This window comes from Thermoflexus hugenholtzii JAD2 (assembly GCF_900187885.1).
Lineage (GTDB): Bacteria > Chloroflexota > Anaerolineae > Thermoflexales > Thermoflexaceae > Thermoflexus > Thermoflexus hugenholtzii.
This window is the reverse complement of sequence record NZ_FYEK01000078.1, coordinates 1-18,593: the sequence shown is the minus strand read 5'-3', so window position 1 is coordinate 18,593 and position 18,593 is coordinate 1. Positions and strand designations below refer to the sequence as shown.

The following is an 18,593-nucleotide window of genomic DNA, read 5'->3' as shown; positions in this document are numbered from 1 at the left end:
GCCTCCTAACGGATCGGCGGGCATCCCTGAGGCAGAGCGGTGACCCGCACCCCGCCGATGAGGGCGATGGCTCCCACCAGGATCACCAGCGATCCTCCGATGAACGCGATCCACTTCAGCGCCCGGTTCCAGCCCCGGTGATGCACGTAATCATCGATCACATAGCGCAGGCCGTTCAAGCCATGGATGTAGGCCAGGAAGAGAAGCAGGGCATCATACACCCGCCACCAGAAGAGGACGTTCCATCGGTAATACACGAAGCAGGCGTTGATGTCATGGACGTTATTGATGATGTGCATGATCGCCAGGTGGCCGAAGGCCAGCGGGATCAGCAGCACACCGGAGACCCGCATGAAGGTCCACAGCCAGACCTCCAGGCGGGGGCGGATCGCCGGGACGGTCCGCGGGACAGCTTTCGGGATGGCCGCCATGGCTTACCTCCCCAGGATGCCTTTTTGCAGGATGACGTTGCCCATGATGAAGAAAGTGGGGATGTAGAGGACGAGGAAGGCGATGAGGGTCCACAGGATCAACCGGGCCTGGGTCTCCGCGGCCCACAGGCGGGGCCGGAAGTCGCTGATCGCGATGCGCAGGCCGTTCAGGCCGTGCCAGAGGACGCAGCCCACCAGGATCAGCTCGCCCAGGCCGAAGATCGGATGCCGATACAGGGCAAGGGCGTGCTCATACCAGGTGGGGGCGAAATAGACGAGGGAGGTGTCCAGGACGTGGATCGTGAGGAAGAGGAGGGTTCCCAGCCCGGCCACCCGGTTGGCCACCCAGGCCCACTGGTGGATCCGGCCCCGATACTGCGGGATCTCCCGAACCACCGCGCTCAGCCCAGATGCCGGCGCCCACGCCCATTCCAGGGTCCGCCATCGGTTCCGCGTTCCCTTCGGAAGGACCGTCTCTGAGCCCGCCATGGCCGGCTCCTTTGGGAAAGTTTTCACTTGAATTATAGCACCGGGGGGAAGGAAGGGGAACTCTCCGGTGGATTCCGGATCCGCCGACGAAGCGCGGAAAGGAGGCTTGGTGGAATTCGCGAATCGCTCCCCTCGCGAAGCCCCGTCGCTGGCTTAAAGGGGCCGTTCTTCACCTGCAGCTTGTCGCCGCCCCGCTGGAACCGCTTGGGCCATTCCGTCAGCCTATCGTCGGAGTCTCAGGTTGCAAAAGCCCTGAATGCGCCGGAGCGCCACGGCCGCGATCAGGATCGCCCCGGCGAGGATCAGCCACGCCGCCAGGAGAGCGATCAGGCTGAGGGCCAGCGCGGCCAGATCCTCCAGGAGGCTGAGGAGCGGCGTGGTCAGCGGAGCCAGGGGTGGGGCGCCCGCCTGCACGGCCCGCCGGAGGGTGGCCTTCAGCCCGTGGATCCCCCCGGCGATGAGCAGGCCGCAGGCCAGCGCCAGGGCCGGGTGCAGCGCGCGGATCGCCCCGGTCTGCGCCCCGAAGAGGATCGCTCCCGCGGCCGGACGGATCACCGTCTGCAGGAGGTCGTTGGCGGCGTCCACGGCTGGGATCTTATCGGCCAGGAACTCGATGAGGGCCAGAACGAGGAGCAGGCCGATGATCGCCGGATGGGTCAGCGTGTCATAGGGCGGCGCGAGCCGGACCCAGTCGGTGAAGCGGGCCAGCAGGGCCACGACGAGCAATGGAACATAAGCGTTCAGGCCGGCGGCCGCCGCCAGCCCGAAGGCCGAAAGGACCGTATAGGCGGCATCCATTCCGTGAGCTCCGCTTTCTCAGCGATGGAGATGGAGGATCCGTCGGACGCCCCCGGAGCGCCGAAGCGTGTCGATCCCCTTCTTGATGCCCACGGTGGGAAGCAGGACGACTGGGTAGAGCACGTATCGGAGCTCGCGCCCCTGCAGGAGTGGCAGAAGCGGCAGCCAGATCATCCCGGCGAGCAGGCTTTCATCCCAGCGGTGGGTCAGGCGATAGGCCAGCAGGAACACGGCGATGGCGAAAAGGGTCTCCCCCGGCAGCAGGGCCAGCATCACCCCCAGAGTGGTGGCCATCCCCTGTCCTCCGCGGAACCGCAGGAAGGGCGAGGTGTCGTGCCCCAGCACCGCGGCCACGCCCGCCAGGAAGGCATAGGGTTCCGCGAAGCCCATGGCCTGGGCCCAGCGCACCGCCGCGTAGCCTTTGAGCATATCCAGGATGGCCACCAGGACCCCCCAGCGCCATCCCAGGTGGAGCCACACGTTGCGCGCCCCGGGGTTCCCATCCCCCACCGTCCGGATGTCCAACCCGGCCACCCCCCGGGCCACCAGATACGCCGTTGGGATCGAGCCGAGCAGATAAGCTGTCAATAAGACCGCCAGCATCGGAGCCTCCCCGCGATCCGGAGATGGACGGGGGCCGGTGAAGTCCTCCGGTGGATGTGCGGTGATCCTCAGCCCCCGCCCCCGGAGATCACGGCGACCAGCCGGACCTCATCTCCGTCCTGCAGAACGGTGTTCTCATGCAGCAGCTTCCCCTCCCGGACGGCCAGCGTGATCTCCGGGTTGAGGCCCACCTGTTTCATGGCCTCTCGGACGGTCAGGCCGGCCGGCACTTCGAACACCTGGTTGCGATAGATCAGGCGAACCATTCCACCTCCCCTGCGGCGTCAATAAGATAGAGGCCCGCATCGCTTCGCGGGATCTTCGCTCCATCCCGTCTTCATTATAATCCCGCGGGGCATCCTTTCTCCGCCATGAATCGTGGATCGAAATGGATCCCACTGACCGCTTCGCTCCCGGTAAGAGGAGCTTCAGCCTCGATTTTGGTCCTTCAGGTCGCTCTCTGTAGGAGCTTTCGCCCCGAACTTTTGCCCTCAATGAGGCTGCCGTTGCTTTTGAGAGGAAGATCTTCAACCCGGAACCCTGGTTTTCGATTCCCTTAAGGTCGCGGCTGAAGCCGCTCCTACAAGGATTGATCTTTGTAGGAGGGGCTTTCGCCCCGAACCGGTGTCTTGATGGCCGCACGGGGCATCTTCGGGGAGGGGTCTTCAACCTGCAATCCCTGTCTTCCTCGATCCAGCGGGGTCGCGGCTTGTCTCTCTGCGGATCATCGCCCTGCGGTGACCTGAGTTATGATAGGTGAAGCAACCGGTCCGGGAATCCAGACGAAGAGGTGGATGTATGGAACCCCGTCTGCCCCGCGGGATGCGGGACATCCTTCCCGAGCAGATGATGTTGCGCCGGTATGTGATCCGGTCTTTCGAAGAGATCTTCGAGGCCTACGGCTTCGAGCCGCTCCAGACCCCGGCCCTGGAGCTGCGCGAGACGCTGATGGGCAAATACGGGTCGGACGCGGAGAAGCTGATCTACGACGCCCGCCACCGGGAGGGCAAGGAGGAGCTCAGCCTGCGCTACGACCTCTCGGTCCCCCTGGCCCGGGTGGTGGCGATGTATCCGAACCTCCCCCGGCCCTTCAAGCGCTACCAGATCGCCCCGGTGTGGCGGGCGGAGCGTCCCCAGAAGGGGCGCTACCGGGAGTTCTACCAGTGCGACGCCGACATCGTGGGCACCTCCTCGATGGCTGCGGACGCCGAGATCATCTCCCTGATCCACGAGGCCCTCACCCGCCTGGGCTTCCGGAACTTCGTCATCCTGCTCAACGACCGCAAGCTGCTGACCGGCCTCGGCCGTTACTCCGGGGTCCCGGAGCCCTTGCTGGGGAGCCTCTACCGGGCCATCGACAAGTTCGACCGCCTGGGTCTGGAGGGCGTCCGGGAGGAGATGCGCCGGTATGGGATCCCCGAGGAAGCCATCGCCCGCATGCTGGACCTGCTCCAGATCGAAGGGGATCACACGGAGATCCTGGGGGAGCTGTCCCGCCGGATGCAGGCAGCGGAGATCCCGGAGGGCCTGGAAGGGATCCGGGAACTGGAGACGTTGCTTCGGTTCGTGGAGGCCATGGGGGTGCCTTCGGAGCGCTACCGGATCTCCTTCACCATGGTGCGGGGCCTGGAGTATTACACCGGCCCCATCTTCGAGACGGTGGTCACCGAGCCGAGGATCGGCTCCATCACCGGGGGCGGCCGCTACGACGGCCTGGTGGGCCTGTTCGCCAGGCAGAGCGTGCCGATGACCGGGACCAGCTTCGGCATCGAGCGGATCATCGATGTGATCCAGGAGCTGGGGATGGCCCCACCGGACCTGCCCCGCACGCCGGTGCAGATCCTGGTGACCGTCTTCGACGAGCCCCGCATGGGGGCCTCCATCGCCCTCGCCCAGGCCTTCCGCCGGGCGGGGCTGAAGGCGATGCTCTACTTCGAGCCCCGCCGCCTGGAGGCCCAACTGCGCTACGCCCATCAGAAGGGCATCCCCTTCGTGGCCATCCTCGGCCCGGACGAGGAAGCCCGGGGCGTGGTCACCGTCCGGGACATGGGGAGCGGGGAACAGCGGACGTTGCCTCCTGAGGAGGCAGCCCGCTGGATCCGGCAGAGCCTGGGAGGGAAAGGCGATGGCCGATGAGCGGGTGGGCGTGATCGGGCTGGGGTATGTGGGGCTGCCGCTGGCGGTGGCCTTTGCGGAGGTCGGGCTGGAAGTGATCGGGGTGGATGTGGACGCGGGCAAGGTGGCGATGCTGATGGTCGGGCGCAGCCCGATCCGGGACGTGCCGGAAGAGGCGCTGCGGGCCGCCCTGGAGAGCGGGCGGTTCCGGGCGACGACGGACTACGGGGCGCTGGCGGGGGTGGAGGCGGTTTTGATCTGTGTGCCCACGCCCTACGACGCCATGCGGGCGCCCGATCTCTCGTATGTGCGAGCAGCGGCGGAGGGGCTGGTCCCGCACCTGCGGCGGGGGCACCTGGTGATCCTGCAGAGCACGACCTATCCGGGGACGACGGAGGAGGTGGTGCGGCCGATCCTGGAGCGCGGCGGCCTGCGGGCCGGGGAGGATTTCGACCTGGCCTTCTCCCCGGAGCGCATCGATCCGGGGAACCGGGAGTGGACGGTGCGCAACACCCCGAAGGTGGTGGGCGGGATCACGCCGCGCAGCACGGCCCGGGCGGCGGCGCTGCTGGAGCGGCTGGGGGCGCCGGTGTATCGGGTGTCCTCGCCGCGGGTGGCGGAGATGAGCAAGCTCCTGGAGAACATCTTCCGCAGCGTGAACATCGCCCTGGTCAACGAGCTGGCATTGCTGTGCGAGCGGATGGGGATCGACATCTGGGAGGTGATCGAAGCAGCGAAGACCAAGCCCTTCGGCTTTATGGCCTTCTATCCGGGTCCGGGGGTGGGAGGGCACTGCATCCCGGTGGATCCCTATTATCTGTCGTGGAAGGCCCGAGAATATGACTTTTACACGAAGTTCATCGAGCTGGCGGCAGAGGTGAACCAGGGGATGCCCTTCCACGTGGTGGAGAAGGTGGAGGAGGCCCTGGACCGGTATGAGCGGCGGGGGCTGCGGGGGGCGCGGGTGCTGGTGCTGGGGGTGGCCTTCAAGCGGGAGGTGGACGACGCCCGCAACAGCCCGGCGGAGCGGATCATGGAGCTCTTGCTGGCGCGAGGGGCGGAGGTGGCCTATCACGATCCGTATGTGCCGCGGTTCCGGGCAGGGGGAAGCCGGTTCTACCGGGAGATCGTCGAGTGGGAGTCGGTGCCGCTGGAGGAGGGATGGCTGCGCTGGGCGGATGTAGTGTTGATCGTGACCGGGCACCGGGCGGTGGACTATCCGAAGGTGGTGGCGACGGCGCGGCTGGTGGTGGACACCTGCAACGCCACGGCGGGGATCCCCTCCGGCTCCGCCCGCATCGTCCGCCTGGGCGCCCCCTGGCCGGACGCCCATTGATTGAAGTTGAAAAGGAGTGAGCTCCCGTGGAAGCCCGAACCTCGACGATCTCTCGAAGGCGCCTGTGGGCGGCGCGCGTCGCGGTGGTCCTCATCCTGGTCGGCGCCGTATGGTTCACCCTGCGCTATCGAGATCGCTTCTCCGAATGGGCGCGCTTCGGATACCCGGCCATCTTCCTGATCAGCGCCCTGACCAACGCCACGCTGATCCTACCTCTCCCGGGCCTGGCGGTGACCACCCTGGCGGGCGGGATGTTCAACCCGTGGATCGTGGGGGTGGTGGCCGGGCTGGGGCAGGCGGTAGGCGAGCTCAGCGGCTATCTGGCCGGCTATAGCGGCCAGACCCTGGCGGAGGAGCTCCCCCGCTACTCCCAGATCGCCCGTTGGATGCGCCGCTACGGCCCCGCCGTGATCTTCCTCCTAGCCCTGGTCCCCAACCCCCTCTTCGACGTCGCCGGGATCGTGGCCGGCTCCACCCGCATGCCCCTCCTTCTGTTTTTCATCCCGTGCGCGATGGGAAAGATCCTGAAGAACTGGATCGCCGCCTGGGCAGGCTTTTACGGGATCGAGCTCCTGCAGCGATGGTTCGGCGGATGAACGCAGCTCCCCATAGGCGTCTCCGATGAGGATCGATCGACGCATGTCGATGAATCGATGGCTTCCAGATGCGGCCGCGTGGGGGCTGATCACCGTCCTTCTTCTGCTGGCCCTGGCTCCGTTGCTCTTCTCCCCGGGCGTTCTGATGCGGGGGGATGTGGCCCTGTATTTCTACCCTTATTGGGAGGCCGCCGCCCGTGCCACCCGGGAGGGCCGTCTCCCCCTGTGGAACCCCGATCTCTTCGCCGGGGTCCCGTTCCTGGCCAACCCGCAGGTCGGCTTTTTCTACCCGCCCAACCGGCTGCTCTCATGGATGCCGGCTCCCCAGGCCTTGAAGCTCTCGATCGGGCTGCACGCCCTGTGGGCCGCCTGGGGGATGTATGGGCTGGTGCGTCGCAGGGGCGCCCGGCCCGGCGGGGCGCTGGCCGCGGCCCTGGCTTACGCGATGGGCGGATATATGCTGGCCCAGGCGGAGCACATCAATCAGTTTCAGGCCCTGGCCTGGCTGCCCTGGATGGGATGGGCGTGGGCGGCCCGGCGCCCGCTGGCCCTGGGGGTGGCCGGGGCGATGCAGGTGCTGTGCGGCCACGCCCAGACGGTGTTCTTGAGCTGGACGGCGCTGGCCCTCCTTTTCGCGCCGCCGTGGCGGGAGGCGCGGTCGGGGAGGGCCTGGGTCCACGCCTGGGGGCCCGGGGGGCTGGGCGGGGCGCTGGCGCTGGCCCTGAGCGCCGTCCAGTGGGTCCCGGCCCTGGAGCTGGCCGGGCGCTCCATCCGCGCCGGCGGCCTCCCTCTGAACGAAGTCCTCTCCTTTTCGCTTTCGCCACTCTGGCTGGGTCGATCCATCCTCCCCGGTCGGGAGGCGCCGGCCTTCACCGAGTTCACGGCCGACGTGGGGGTCCTGGGGTTGCTGGCCTTGGCCGCCGGCCTCGGCCGGGGACGGTGGCCGGTGATCGCCGGGGTCGGGCTGTTCTTCGCCTGGGGCGCCTATAACCCCCTCTATGTGGCGCTGGCTTGGCTGCTGCCGCCGCTGCGCGCCTTTCGGGTCCCGGCCCGCTGGCTGGCCCTCTGGGCCTTCGGGGCCGCCCTGGGGATCGGGGAGGGGTTCGATAGCGGCCTTCGGAGGATCTCCCGCCGGCGGGCGGGGATGTGGGCGCTGGGGGTTCTCGCTTTGATCGGCCTCGCCGCCGCGGCGGCCCCGCTGCGCCCTGCGGGGATGACCGGCCCCCTGGGGCCGGTGGAAGGCGGGCGGCTGATCGGGTGGATCGCCCTGGTGGGCATCGGGCTGCTTCTCGTCGGGCGTCGGGCGCCCCGGGCCCTGTGGCTGGGGCTGTGGGCGGCCGAGCTCATCGGCGCCGCGTGGGGGCGGCCCCTCAACCGCCTCGTCCCCCCGGAGGCCTGGTCCTTCCCCCGTCTCCCGGCTTACGTGATGGAGGACCTCGTGCGGACGGAGGGGCCGGGGGCGGGGCGGATCCTGAGCGTGGTGGACCTGCGGTTCGACCCCGGGGATCTGGGGGAGTGGCGGAGCCTCTTCGGAGATCGGCTTCCGCCCGAGGCCTTCGAGGAATTCCTCGTGGCGCTGAAGCAGCGGGAGGCCCTGATCCCCAACCTGCCCATGGCGTGGGGCCTTCCGACGGCCGATGGCTACGACGGTGGCGTGTTGCCGTTGCGGCGGTTCATCGCGCTGGCCCAGCGCTTCGTCCCGGCGGACCGCCTGCTCCGGGACGGGCGGCTCTGGGAGAGCTTGCCCGGGATCCCGGAGCCCCGCTGGCTGCAGGTGCTGGGCGTGCGCTGGATCGTGACGGATCGCCTGCGGGACGAGTGGGTGGACGGTGTGTTCTACGACGGCGGCCTGACCGCGGACGCCTGCGGCCCGGAGCCGATTGCGGCGGGCCCGTTCCCCTCCTTGGAGGCCACCGAGCTTCGATTGCGGATCACCGCGTCGTTCCCTCCCGGCGTCCGTTTGGGGGAGGCAGCGCTGGAGCTGGCCGACGGCGAGGTCCTCCGGCTTCCGGTGGCGGCGGGGGAGGCCGGGCGGCCCTCCATCGTTCGCTGGGAGGTTCCCCGCCGGGTGGTCTCCGTGGTGTTGCGCTCGGATCCGGAGGCCTGCGCCCGGGGTGGATGGCAGGTGACGGGCGGGGCGCTGGTGGACGGACGGACGGGGGCGTTCCAGGCGCTGGTGCTGAGCCCGGGAGGCGCCTTCGCCCTGCGGTATGCCGGGGACGTCAAGGTCTACGAGTTTCGACGGGCGCTCCCCTGGCTGTATGGCGTGTGCGCGGCCGATTTCGTCCAGGGGGAAGAAGCGGCGATGGCTCGCCTGACGGATCCCGCTTTCGATCCTGCGCGGCACGTGGTGATCGAAGGCGAAGGGGAAGGGGAGGCGGGATGGGAGGAGGGCCCGTGTCGCGTGGAGATCCGCTGGATCCGCTTCGCCCCGGAGGACCGGGAGGTGGAGGTCCATCTGGAGCGGGCGGGGTGGCTGGTGCTTTTGGAGTCCTATGATCCCGGGTGGCGGGCGTGGGTGGACGGGCGGGCGGTTCCCGTTTATCCGGCCAACGGCCTCTTCCAGGCCATCGCCGTCCCGGCGGGCGTTCATCGGGTGCGCTGGGTGTATTTCCCATCCAGCCTGATCCTGGGCGGCATCGGCACCCTATTGGGGGTGGGGGGGCTGGCCATGGCAAGCCGGCGACGCGGATCGCCGAGGGATTTGTCGAATGGATCCCCATAACAAAAAGGGGGAGCCTTTCAACGGCTCCCCCCCTGCTGTGAGAAGGTTGTGAGCTCCCTTCTCCAGCATATTGTCATTGATCTCGCCTTGAAGCCGTAGGAGCGACCAGCCGATCGCCCCTACACCTTCCGATGGGACGTGTTTGGTAGGCCAGCCTGTCGCTTCGCCACCCTACAGGGCCGTCAAGGCCCTCGTTGCAGAAGCAGAGGAGAACAAGGATGGCAGCTGCCGTCAACCCTCCGGAAACGGGATCTTAACGCCTGCCGGGCCAGGGCCCAGCTAGGCCGAATCCAGGCCCCTTTACCGCAGCATCTGAAGGGCCTGGTTCAGAAGCTCCGCCACCTTGGACAGGGAGTCTCCAACGTCATAGATTTGATCGATTGCCCGGAGAACATTCCAAAGGAGGCGAAGCGTGCGCAGGACGAAAGCCAGGCGGCTTGCCCACTTCGGACTGAGGGGGCGTCGCAAAGATTGCAGCCGCTGGCTCCCGCTGTGCCACACCTCCCTCCCCCGTCGAAGGAGGAAGGCGAAGATCCGAAACGGAGAGTTCGGATCTCCTCGCGCCCGTCGGAAGGACCACTGCCGGCGGGCACGCTCGGCCGAGCGGGCAGGAATCCACGGCATACAAGATCCTCCTACCACCCGCTCGCCGGTGACCTTCCAGCGCTTTCAAGGATCTCGCTGAAAGGCGAGGCGCGAAGGGAGCGATGATCCGCCCCCATCGGGCTTCCTCGGCGGCCCTTGGCCGGATGCCGCAGGCCCGAGGCCGTCACCATGGGCATAGTTTTCATGCTCCCCTCCTTAATAAGGGTTCGTGCTCTCGAACTCGGGAGCATGAGGGTTTGCCTCGCCCTGTGCTCGAGCGCTTGCGGCAACTTTCGCTGACCTCTTCTCTCAATTGTTAAGGTGCGGTTCGTTCTCGTGGCCCACAGCGGTGTAGTGTATTATAGTTCATACCTCGAGGAATGCAAGGAGATCTTCCCGGAGGCAGTGGACCCGGCGGGGGCGAAGCCTATCGGCACCCTGATCGTCCACCCCGACGGGGCGGAGGCGAGGAGGCGAAGGATGCGCGGCGGATGGATACGGAGAAACGGAGAAGGGAGGCTTTTCCGGGTTCGGCCGCCACGTCGAGCGGGCTTAGGCGCGGAGGGCTTCCGGAGGGAAGCGCGATGGCGCGTCGGGGCCTCGTGAGCGCTCCGCGGGATGCTCGGATGCGGATAGAGGGGTGAATGGACCGAAGGATCCTGGAATATAAGGCGCAGATCCGCCGCTTCTTGCGGGCGCTGGCGATCGCCCTATTCACGGGGATGATCCTGCGGGCGATCCCGGGTTATCCTCCGGGATGGCCGGAGTTGCTGGGACTGGCGCTGGGCGGGCTGGGCTGGCGTCATCCGGGGTGGGCGTGGGCGGCGTTCTGGATCGTCACGCTGCCGCTCGCCTACTCCCGGATGCCGGGCTTCGGGTGGCTGTATGGGCTGTATGGGCTGGTCGGCATCGGGCTGGGCCCGGCGGCCTGGCCGGTGGCGATGGCTGTCGGGCTCCTTCTGGGCGTTCTGCGCACCCCTTCGGGTCTCGTGCTGGTTCCCCTGGTGGCTGGCCTTTCAGGGGGGCGCCGGGCGGCCTGGATCAGTCTGTGGGCGGGCCTCGGCCTGCTGCTGTATGGAGCCCTGGGCGGCGTTGCCGTCCCCGGCCTGCTGGAGCGCGCGCAGGGGGCCAGCCTGTTCCGGAGAGTCGAGCGCCCGGCGGCTTCCCTGACGGAGTTGCTGTCCCCTCCGGCGCGACGCGCGGCCTCCGGATCTGCGGTGATCGATCGGCTGGAGGCGCTGCTCAATGAGGCGGCGCGCCGGCCGGAGATCCCCGGGCGCCTGGCGATGTGGGCGCTGGCCGCCGGCGTGGCGGCCTGGATCCTGCAACGGCGCTCCCCGCCCGGGTGGCGCCAGGCCGGGCTGGCTGCTGCTGCGGGGGCCGCCATCCAGCTCCTTGGGCAAGCCGGCCTGAGTCTGGTCTTCAGCGGGAAGGCGGATCTCTCCCTTTTGCCTTCCATCGTCCTCTCGATCCCCATCGCGACGTTACTGTTCCCGCTGATTTCGGGATGGGCCGAGGGTACGGGCGAAGCCAGGGAGAGGATCCCCGTCCGATCGACGTCGGAAGGGGAGGGCGCGCTGCCGGCTTCGATGTTTCGGCGGGAGATCCCTCCGGACACCTGGGAGGATCTGGGAGGCATTTCCGGGATCCGGGAGGAGATCGAGGAGGCCATTCGTTCTCAATTTGACCCGGCCACGCGGCAGATGATGGCCCGCATGGGGATCCGGCCCATCCGGGGCGTTCTGCTGTATGGGCCTCCGGGAACCGGCAAGACCCGCCTGGCGCGGGTGATCGCCCATGAGGCCCGGGCGCATTTCATTGCGGTCAGCGGCACCGAGTTCACCAGCAAGTGGTTCGGCGAGTCGGAGGCCAACCTGCGCCGCATCTTCGAGGAGGCCCGGAATCTGCGTCCGTGCGTGCTGTTCTTCGATGAGTTGGAGGCGTTCTTGCCCAAGCGCACGGAGCTCTCCCGGGCCGATGCGCCGGAGAAGGGGATCGTGGCCACATTTCTATCCTACACCGATGGCCTGGGGGATCTGGAGGGCGTGTTGCTCGTGGGCGCCACCAACCATCCGGAGATGATCGATCCGGCGGCGCTGCGCCCGGGCCGCTTCGATCGCCTGATCTACATCGGGCCCCCGGATCGCCAGGGCCGGCTGGAGATCCTGCAGCGTTATCTGCGTGGCAAGCCCCTGGCGCCGGACGTGGATCTGGAGGCGCTGGCGGCCCGGACGGAGCGGTTCACCGGGGCGGATCTGGAGGCCCTGTGCATGGAGGCCGCGCGGCGGGCGATGCGTCGAGGGGGCGGTAGACCCGTCCCCATCACGTCCGAAGACTTCGAGGAGGTCCTTCGGGGGATGCGCCCCTCAGTCACGTTTCAGATGCTCCGAGAGTATCAGCGGATCGCCGAGCGGTATCAGCGCCGCGTGGGCCCGGTGGAGATCCAGGTGGAGCGCCCGGAGAACCTGCCGACCTGGGAGGACGTGGCGGGGCTGGAGGAAGCGAAGGAAGCCCTCCGGGAGGCCGTGGAGTGGCCGCTTACCCGCCCGGATTTGATGCAGGCCTATGGGATCCGGCCGATTCGGGGCGTGCTGTTGTTCGGCCCGCCGGGTTGTGGGAAGACTCTACTGGCGCGGGCGGTGGCCGGCCAGGCCCGGGCCCACTTCATCGCCGTCCACGGTCCAGAGCTGCTGCGTCCCGAGCTCGGGCGCTCGGAGCAGAACCTGCAGGAGCTGTTCGACCGGGCCCGGGAGAGCGCTCCCTGCATCCTGTTCTTCGATGAGATCGACGCCATCGCCGGCATCCGCAGCAGCGCCGAGGGGACGATTGCCCGCATGGTGACGCGCCTGCTGACGGAGATGGACGGGCTGGAGCCGTTGCGGGGCGTGGTGGTGCTCGCGGCCACCAACCGGCCGGACGCGCTGGATCCAGCCCTCCTGCGGCCCGGCCGCTTCGACCGCGTGGTGTATGTGCCACCTCCCGATCTTCCGGCCCGGCAAGCGCTGTTCCGGCGGTATCTGCAGGGCAAGCCGGTGGCTGCGGATGTGGATGTGGAGGAGCTGGCACGCCGCACGGAGGGCTACTCTGCCGCAGATATCGAGGCGATCTGCAACGCCGCAGCCCGTCGCGCAGCTCGTCAGTCCATGCGGGAGGGAAGGATGGTGTTCATCACGAAGGCCATGCTGGAGGAGATCTTGCGCGAAACGCCCCCTTCTTTGACCTCCGAGATGATCACTTTTTATGAGACGTTGCGGCGACAGTTCGAGCGCTGAGCTCGATCCGCAGGCCCCTGCTTATCCCGCCGCATCCCGGTCCGGGTGGCGCAGGTGGGCGCGGAGCTCGCTGCGGAGCCGGGGGTCGGTGCGGAAGGCGCCGGTAAGGGCCTGGGTGACCATGCGGGCGCCGGACTTGCGCACGCCGCGCATCATGGTGCACAGGTGGGCCGCTTCGACGATGACCGCCACGCCCTGGGGTTGCAGCACCCGCTCCAGGAAATCCGCGATCTGCCGCGTCATGCGCTCCTGAACCTGCAGGCGGCGGGCGAACAGCTCCACGATGCGGGGGATCTTGGAGAGGCCGATGATCCGGCCATCGGGGATATAGGCCACGTGGACTCGGCCGTAGAACGGCAGCAGGTGATGCTCGCACATGCTGTAGAACTCGATGTCCCGCACCAGGACCAGGTCGTTGTCCTCGGCCTCGAAGATCGCCCCGTTGATCAGCTCGGCCGGGTCCATCCAGTAGCCGGCCAGCACCTCCTGGAGCATGGCCGCCACCCGGGCCGGGGTGCGACGCAGCCCCTCGCGATCCGGATCCTCTCCCAGTGCCCGCAGCAGCGCCCCCACCGCCTCCGCCAGCCGGTCTGGATCCGGCGCCGACGTTCGAGTCTCTGCCCACATCCTCCACCCCTCAGGCTCCATGTGGCTGTTCCTCTCCGGCGAACATCTTATCCATCTTAATCGGCTGGGGCGAAGGGGGACAAAAATCCGCCGCGCGGCGAGGGCTTTGCTGTTTCTCTCCTGAGCGATGGGTGGATTCGCGGCTCTCTGACCCGGTGGGCCCTGGCATAATCGCTCCCCAACGTCATGCTACCTCCCAGGTGGCTGGATCCAAAACAATGAATGATTCGCGGAGTAGCTTTCACGGACGATCCCTTCCGGGAGAGGAGAGGGTGGGGAGGCTCCAGGCCGTCATCGCTCCGAAGAGCAACCCAGCCAGCGCACCCAGGGCCAGCCATCCCAGCGGCTCCTGCCCCTCTGGAAGGCGATCCGCCAGGCGTCCTGCCAGCCACGCCATCCCCCATCCCGCCAGAAGCCCTCCGAAGGCGGTCAGGGTCAGCCACGCTCAGGCCTCCCGGCTCACCCGCCGCAGAAGCGTCCATTGGGCCAGCCCCACCCCCAGCCCCAGGCTGGCCCCGTTGACCCCGAAGATCAGGAGGGAGGAGTAGAACTCGGGGTCCATGGGGAGCGCGGGAGGCAGGACCCGCTCCGGGCCGATGATCCAAAAAAGCCCCCAGGGGATCAGGAGGGCTAGCCCGCCCCCAAGGCCGCTGCGGAGGATCCAGGATGCGGGCGCCACCGGCAGGCGGCCGGTCAAGGTTTGGCCGAGGCCGAGGAGCAACCCCACCCCCAGGCCGCCGGTGAAGAGAAAAAAAGTGACATCCACGGGGGGCCACCCCGGGAGGCGGCTCCACAGGGGGCGGAGGGCCGCCAGCCCTGTCCGCTCCCACTCCCACAGCCCGAGCAGGGCCAGGGCCCCCACCCCGATGTGGATCAGCACCCATTCGGTTCCCTCTCGCACAGTGCGGATCATCGGCCCTCTGTTGCCGGGAATCGAGCCTATTCGATCCAGGGCCGCGTGGGGATCGTCTGGTGGGCATATCCCAGGCGCCCGCCTCCAAGGCGATAAGGGAGGCTGTGGCGCACCCAGGCTTCCAGCTCGGCCCCCAGGGTGTCGACCAGCTCCACCTCCGGTCGCTCCAACCAGAAGCGCAAGTCCTCCGGGCGATGGAGCCAGCCGGTGAGATGGGTGACGAGAGGGGCCTCCCAGGGGTGCCGGACCAGCCGATTCGTTCCAGCCAGTGGGGATCGATCGTGAGGCCGGTGGCGGCCCACTCCCGCGGGTCCGCCCATCCGCCCCAGGCGAAGTCGGGGGCCAACACACCCGCCACGCTATCGAACTCCAAATGGCCGGCCTGGAGGAGGCTCTGAACGGCACGGAGGGAGAGAGGGGAGCGGAAGGTGATCTGGACAGGGATCGGGCCTGGCCAGGGGCGATCCAGGAGGGCCTTCGCGGCCGCCAGGCGAGCCTGGCGGTAGGGGGCGAGGACGTCCGGGGTGTTCGCCACCAACCGGGCTTGAATGACCCAGAGGCCATCCGGCTCCAGACACCTCCCCCAGGCGGTGCTCCCGCCCCCAGGCCGCCGCCTGTCCCCGTGACCTCCGCCCCAGCTGGTCCCACACATGGCTCATAGGGGACTCTACCGTGCGCTCCGCTACGCCCAACGCCTGGGCAATCGCCTCAGACCCCTCCTCTGCCCTATCTCGTCCGGCAGCATTCACACGCAAAAAGGCGAACGGGCCAATAATCGGGATGACCGCGATAACCGGCGTCCAGATCGCGCGAGTTGTCTCTGGTAAGTCGCGTGCCCGAAGGCGCCAGAGCGCCACGATTACGGTGCGGTTTGAAAGCGCAGCAACGCCTCCCGTTCGGCCAGGTAGAGGTATTCGGCCGGCCGACCCTTGGGGAGGGACAGCGGCTTCGGGAGCCACTCCAATGCCTCCGAGGTCCAGGCCAGCCACTGCCCATCGGCCGAGAGGACTGGGTTGTAGCTCGGCCCGGCCAGCCGACCGGCCTCGCCCCGGCTCAGGATCGTCACCCGACCCGTCGTCTGATCCCACACCGCCAGCCACAGGTCGCAGGGCCGCCCCCACACCGGCCGGGAGGGGCACTCCGTCGCGCCCACCGACCCCAGGTTGCGCGCCCGGGTGGCGAAGACCACCCAGCGGCCGTCGCCGGAGACCGTCGGGCCCTCCGCTGCCCCATCCCCCGGCTCCCCCGCCGCGTTCGCATCCACCAGCTCCATCTGCCCCGTCTCCTGGTCATACAGGTAGATGTGGCGGCAGAAAGGCAACGGCTCTGCCCCGGGCCAGGGCGCGCAGGGTTTCAGCGGGCGATCCACCAGCCGGGCCGCGGCGGCGAAGGCCAGGAAGCGGCCGTCGGCCGAGAGGGCGATGCCCCCCTCCCACGCCCCATCGGTGCCGGGAACCAGCTGCAGGCCGCTGGGCTGGGGAGGATCCTCGGGCCGAACCGGCCGGCTGACCCAGGCGGTCTTCCCCGTCTCCCGGTCGTAGAGGAAGACATCGAACTGGCCGTTGCGGTCCTCCGGGACCACGCCGTCATCCTTCGTGACGAAGGCTAGGAAGCGGCCGTTGGCAGAAAGGGCCACCAGGGCGCCGCCGAAGACGGCGGGGGATTCGGTGGGCGGATGAACCCGATGGAGCCGTTGGCTCTGGCGGTCATAGAGATACACCCCGGGGCCGGGGGGACAAGTGCTGTCGTTGGCCCAGGCCAGCCAGCGGCCGTCGGCAGAGAGGGCGGGGCCCGCGTGGCCGGCGATGCCCATCCGGGAAATGCTGGCGGGGAGCCATTCCAGCTGCCCTGTGTTGAGATCGTAGAGGGCCAGGGGGTAGCAATCGGGATCTCCGGCGGGGGTGGGGCGGGGCTGGCGGGCGAAGAAGGCGATGAGGCGGCTGTTGGCGGAGAGGGCGGGGCCGATGCCCGCGGCCGGCTGCCCCTCCGGGCCCACGCGCAGGGGCTCGAAGACCCCCCGCCCGGCGTCCCAGAGGAAGAGGGACTCCCGGTCCATCCCCACCCCCCAGTGGCCATCGGCGGACAGACGGAGCCGATTTCCGGGGCCGAGCAGCCGGATGCGCTCGGGAGCGGAGGTGGGCGTTGCCTGGGGGGTGAGGACAGGCGTCGTGGTGGGGGCGAGCGTCGGGGAAGGCGAACTCACGGGCGCGGAGGGCGCAGGCAGATTCTGGGGTGCCCCCACGCATCCCCCCAGCACCCCCAAAAGGCTCAGCGCCCAAAGGGCACGAAAAAGAGATATTTTCATCATTTTCCCTCCCCAAGAATTATGTTGGACATGTAGAATAGCTCCGGTAATAAATAGCTGTATATCCCATAGAAACAGTGACACCGCTTGCACATGAGAAGGCATACCCCCAGGAGGGAGCAATCTCCATGTGAACATGCGGACCGGAGTAACAGCTATATCCGCTACCTGATGGAACGCGACCCACAACCCCAACTTCCCTGCTAGATATATTGCCGTTCTGTATGTTCCTTCCTGTTGGATCAATATGGCCAAAGAGAACCCAGCCTACATAGCATCCATAATTATAATCAGCATAAAGATGAACCCGGATTGCTCGTTTAAGATCTATCGGTACGTTAACTCCATCACAGCATTCGAAGGATCCGGAGGTATCCTCTTCCCAATATATGCTTTTGATATATGGATAGTTGACATATAGCTTAATCTGCGTCCCGGCAGATGCCGAAATATCAACCGTATAACATCCTCCGCAAGGGCAAGAATCGGTACAAGGACAATGCGTCGATGTGTTACAACGAGTAACAGTTCCAGATACTGGGGCATATACATATACCGTAGGCATGGCATCCTCCCAATCAAATTATGGGTAATTTAAGCTTTTTATGAGTTCTACGTTGGCTTCAAGACGTGTATCATGTTCGGCAATGAGCATATAGAGGGTGTTTTGTTCGATCCAGAGGGCTAGATGGCCCTGGGCGCTGGGCAGCAGCAGCCCCGGCCTGGGCGTGAAGAAGACCTTCTCCGGAAAGATCAGCTCCTCGGGACGATCCGGCGAATACACCGGCCACACCGGATACGGAGACGGATACATCGGCTGGGCGATCACCCGGATCCGCGGCACCCCCTCCCCGTCCCCAAAGTTCAACGATACCGAAAACACCTCCCCCGAACGCGCAAATCGGGTGACGGCCGCGCATTGCCATTTAATCCCCGGTGGCAGCCGGGAGGGCCTATACAGGGGGAACCGGATGAAGGGGCGCAGTTGCTCCAGGTCGGGAAAGGTGAGGACTTCCCCGCGCAAGGCCTCGGCCTCCGGGCTGCCATCGGTCTGGCACAAAATCGGAGTGAGAACCTGGCGAACGAAAGAAGGAAGGGGAGCCCCCGGAGGAAGCAGAAGGAATCCCTTCCACTGTTCGCCCTCAGGGGCCTGGGGAACAGGGACCGTGGATTCTACAGGGCCGGAGGGTTGAAGCCCTCCGGGGATCCGCCGCAGCAGGGCCAGCCCGGCCAGGGCCAGGCTCTGGCGCAGCAGCCGTCGCCTTCCCCAATCCACCCCGAGCACGGGGCCTCCCATCCGGGCCACGGCCTGGGCCACCCGCAGGGCCCGCACCGGGCCCAGGACCTGCACCAGGCGCGCCCGCATCGCCAGCCTCGCCCAGACCCGCACCCGCTCCCCTTCGACCTCCAGGAGCATCGGCTCCCAGCGCCAGCCGGGGTGAGCCCGATCGAGCAGGGCCCGGACCTCGGGGTCCCGCAAATTCCGCACCCCCAGCCGCCCGCCGCTCAGGGCTTCCACCTCCCGGGCCAGGGCCGCGCACACCGAGCATCCGCATCGTAGAGTAGCCATCGTTCGCTCCTCGCTTCCCCTCCGCTCGCGGGTCGGCTTTCGGTTTTCATGCGATTCAGCCAGCGGAAGCCGTGGTCCTCCAAAAAGGAGGACAAATTCGAAGAGTGTCCTCCAAAAAGGGGGACGCGACGCTGAGATCGGGATCCTCTGTCTCGGGCGGCCAGGGTACTTCCCCCCGAAGCCCGGCTGCCACCGCCGGGTCCTCCAGCCCCCCGGCCCGCAGCCACG

17 protein-coding genes are annotated in these 18,593 nt (G+C 67.5%); 5 read left to right on the top strand and 12 right to left on the bottom strand.

Annotated features, from left to right (window positions below):
* Positions 1 to 5 precede the first annotated feature (5 nt).
* From CFB18_RS14435 to CFB18_RS14415, 5 genes are all read right to left on the bottom strand, one after another.
* Positions 6 to 431, bottom strand: coding sequence for a succinate dehydrogenase/fumarate reductase transmembrane subunit (locus CFB18_RS14435; protein ID WP_088572503.1), 426 nt, complete (start codon positions 429 to 431; stop codon positions 6 to 8).
* A 3-nt stretch (positions 432 to 434) separates the two neighbouring features.
* Positions 435 to 920, bottom strand: coding sequence for a succinate dehydrogenase/fumarate reductase transmembrane subunit (locus CFB18_RS14430; protein WP_088572502.1), 486 nt, complete (start codon positions 918 to 920; stop codon positions 435 to 437).
* Between the two features lie 222 nt (positions 921 to 1,142).
* Positions 1,143 to 1,718 (bottom strand): DUF4126 domain-containing protein, encoded by a 576-nt coding sequence (locus CFB18_RS14425; RefSeq protein ID WP_088572501.1) that lies wholly within the window; start codon positions 1,716 to 1,718, stop codon positions 1,143 to 1,145.
* 18 nt (positions 1,719 to 1,736) lie between these two features.
* On the bottom strand, positions 1,737 to 2,321 hold the full coding sequence (locus CFB18_RS14420; protein ID WP_088572500.1) for a glycerol-3-phosphate acyltransferase: 585 nt from the start codon (positions 2,319 to 2,321) through the stop codon (positions 1,737 to 1,739).
* A gap of 68 nt (positions 2,322 to 2,389) precedes the next feature.
* Positions 2,390 to 2,587 carry a MoaD/ThiS family protein gene (locus tag CFB18_RS14415; RefSeq protein WP_088572499.1) on the bottom strand — a complete coding sequence of 66 codons (198 nt, stop codon included), beginning with the start codon at positions 2,585 to 2,587 and terminating at the stop codon, positions 2,390 to 2,392.
* A 532-nt stretch (positions 2,588 to 3,119) separates the two neighbouring features.
* On the opposite strand from CFB18_RS14415, the gene hisS reads away from it, so the two are divergent.
* Genes hisS through CFB18_RS14395 form a run of 4 tightly spaced genes read left to right on the top strand, consistent with a single transcriptional unit; the run spans position 3,120 to position 9,093 of the window.
* Positions 3,120 to 4,457 carry a histidine--tRNA ligase gene (gene hisS / locus CFB18_RS14410; RefSeq protein WP_088572498.1) on the top strand — a complete coding sequence of 446 codons (1,338 nt, stop codon included), beginning with the start codon at positions 3,120 to 3,122 and terminating at the stop codon, positions 4,455 to 4,457.
* A complete protein-coding gene (locus CFB18_RS14405) occupies positions 4,447 to 5,772 on the top strand; it encodes a nucleotide sugar dehydrogenase (protein WP_088572497.1) in 1,326 nt (441 codons plus the stop codon). The genes hisS and CFB18_RS14405 overlap by 11 nt, the downstream gene beginning before the upstream one ends.
* A 26-nt stretch (positions 5,773 to 5,798) precedes the next feature.
* Positions 5,799 to 6,368 (top strand): VTT domain-containing protein, encoded by a 570-nt coding sequence (locus CFB18_RS14400; RefSeq protein WP_088572496.1) that lies wholly within the window; start codon positions 5,799 to 5,801, stop codon positions 6,366 to 6,368.
* Between the two features lie 43 nt (positions 6,369 to 6,411).
* The gene (locus tag CFB18_RS14395) at positions 6,412 to 9,093 is read left to right on the top strand and encodes a YfhO family protein (RefSeq protein WP_088572495.1); all 2,682 of its coding nucleotides are present in this window, start codon (positions 6,412 to 6,414) and stop codon (positions 9,091 to 9,093) included.
* A gap of 300 nt (positions 9,094 to 9,393) precedes the next feature.
* Here CFB18_RS14395 and CFB18_RS14390 read toward each other — a convergent pair whose 3' ends face one another.
* A complete protein-coding gene (locus CFB18_RS14390) occupies positions 9,394 to 9,717 on the bottom strand; it encodes a hypothetical protein (protein WP_088572494.1) in 324 nt (107 codons plus the stop codon).
* Positions 9,718 to 10,322: 605 nt separating this feature from the next.
* Here CFB18_RS14390 and CFB18_RS14385 point away from each other — a divergent pair.
* Positions 10,323 to 12,950 (top strand): AAA family ATPase, encoded by a 2,628-nt coding sequence (locus CFB18_RS14385; protein ID WP_088572493.1) that lies wholly within the window; start codon positions 10,323 to 10,325, stop codon positions 12,948 to 12,950.
* A 21-nt stretch (positions 12,951 to 12,971) separates the two neighbouring features.
* On the opposite strand, the gene folE is transcribed toward CFB18_RS14385, so the two are convergent.
* The 6 genes from folE to CFB18_RS14360 form a co-directional block, all read right to left on the bottom strand.
* Positions 12,972 to 13,577 carry a GTP cyclohydrolase I FolE gene (gene folE, locus CFB18_RS14380; protein WP_200808240.1) on the bottom strand — a complete coding sequence of 202 codons (606 nt, stop codon included), beginning with the start codon at positions 13,575 to 13,577 and terminating at the stop codon, positions 12,972 to 12,974.
* A 241-nt stretch (positions 13,578 to 13,818) separates the two neighbouring features.
* Positions 13,819 to 13,974 (bottom strand): hypothetical protein, encoded by a 156-nt coding sequence (locus CFB18_RS15480; protein ID WP_159461793.1) that lies wholly within the window; start codon positions 13,972 to 13,974, stop codon positions 13,819 to 13,821.
* A gap of 48 nt (positions 13,975 to 14,022) precedes the next feature.
* Positions 14,023 to 14,490 (bottom strand): hypothetical protein, encoded by a 468-nt coding sequence (locus CFB18_RS14375; RefSeq protein ID WP_088572491.1) that lies wholly within the window; start codon positions 14,488 to 14,490, stop codon positions 14,023 to 14,025.
* A 26-nt stretch (positions 14,491 to 14,516) separates the two neighbouring features.
* A complete protein-coding gene (locus CFB18_RS14370) occupies positions 14,517 to 14,810 on the bottom strand; it encodes a hypothetical protein (RefSeq protein ID WP_143597635.1) in 294 nt (97 codons plus the stop codon).
* Between the two features lie 539 nt (positions 14,811 to 15,349).
* Entirely contained in the window at positions 15,350 to 16,795 is a 1,446-nt protein-coding gene (locus tag CFB18_RS14365) for a TolB-like translocation protein (protein ID WP_159461792.1), read from the bottom strand.
* Positions 16,796 to 17,378: 583 nt separating this feature from the next.
* Positions 17,379 to 18,365 (bottom strand): hypothetical protein, encoded by a 987-nt coding sequence (locus CFB18_RS14360; protein WP_143597633.1) that lies wholly within the window; start codon positions 18,363 to 18,365, stop codon positions 17,379 to 17,381.
* Positions 18,366 to 18,593 lie beyond the last annotated feature (228 nt).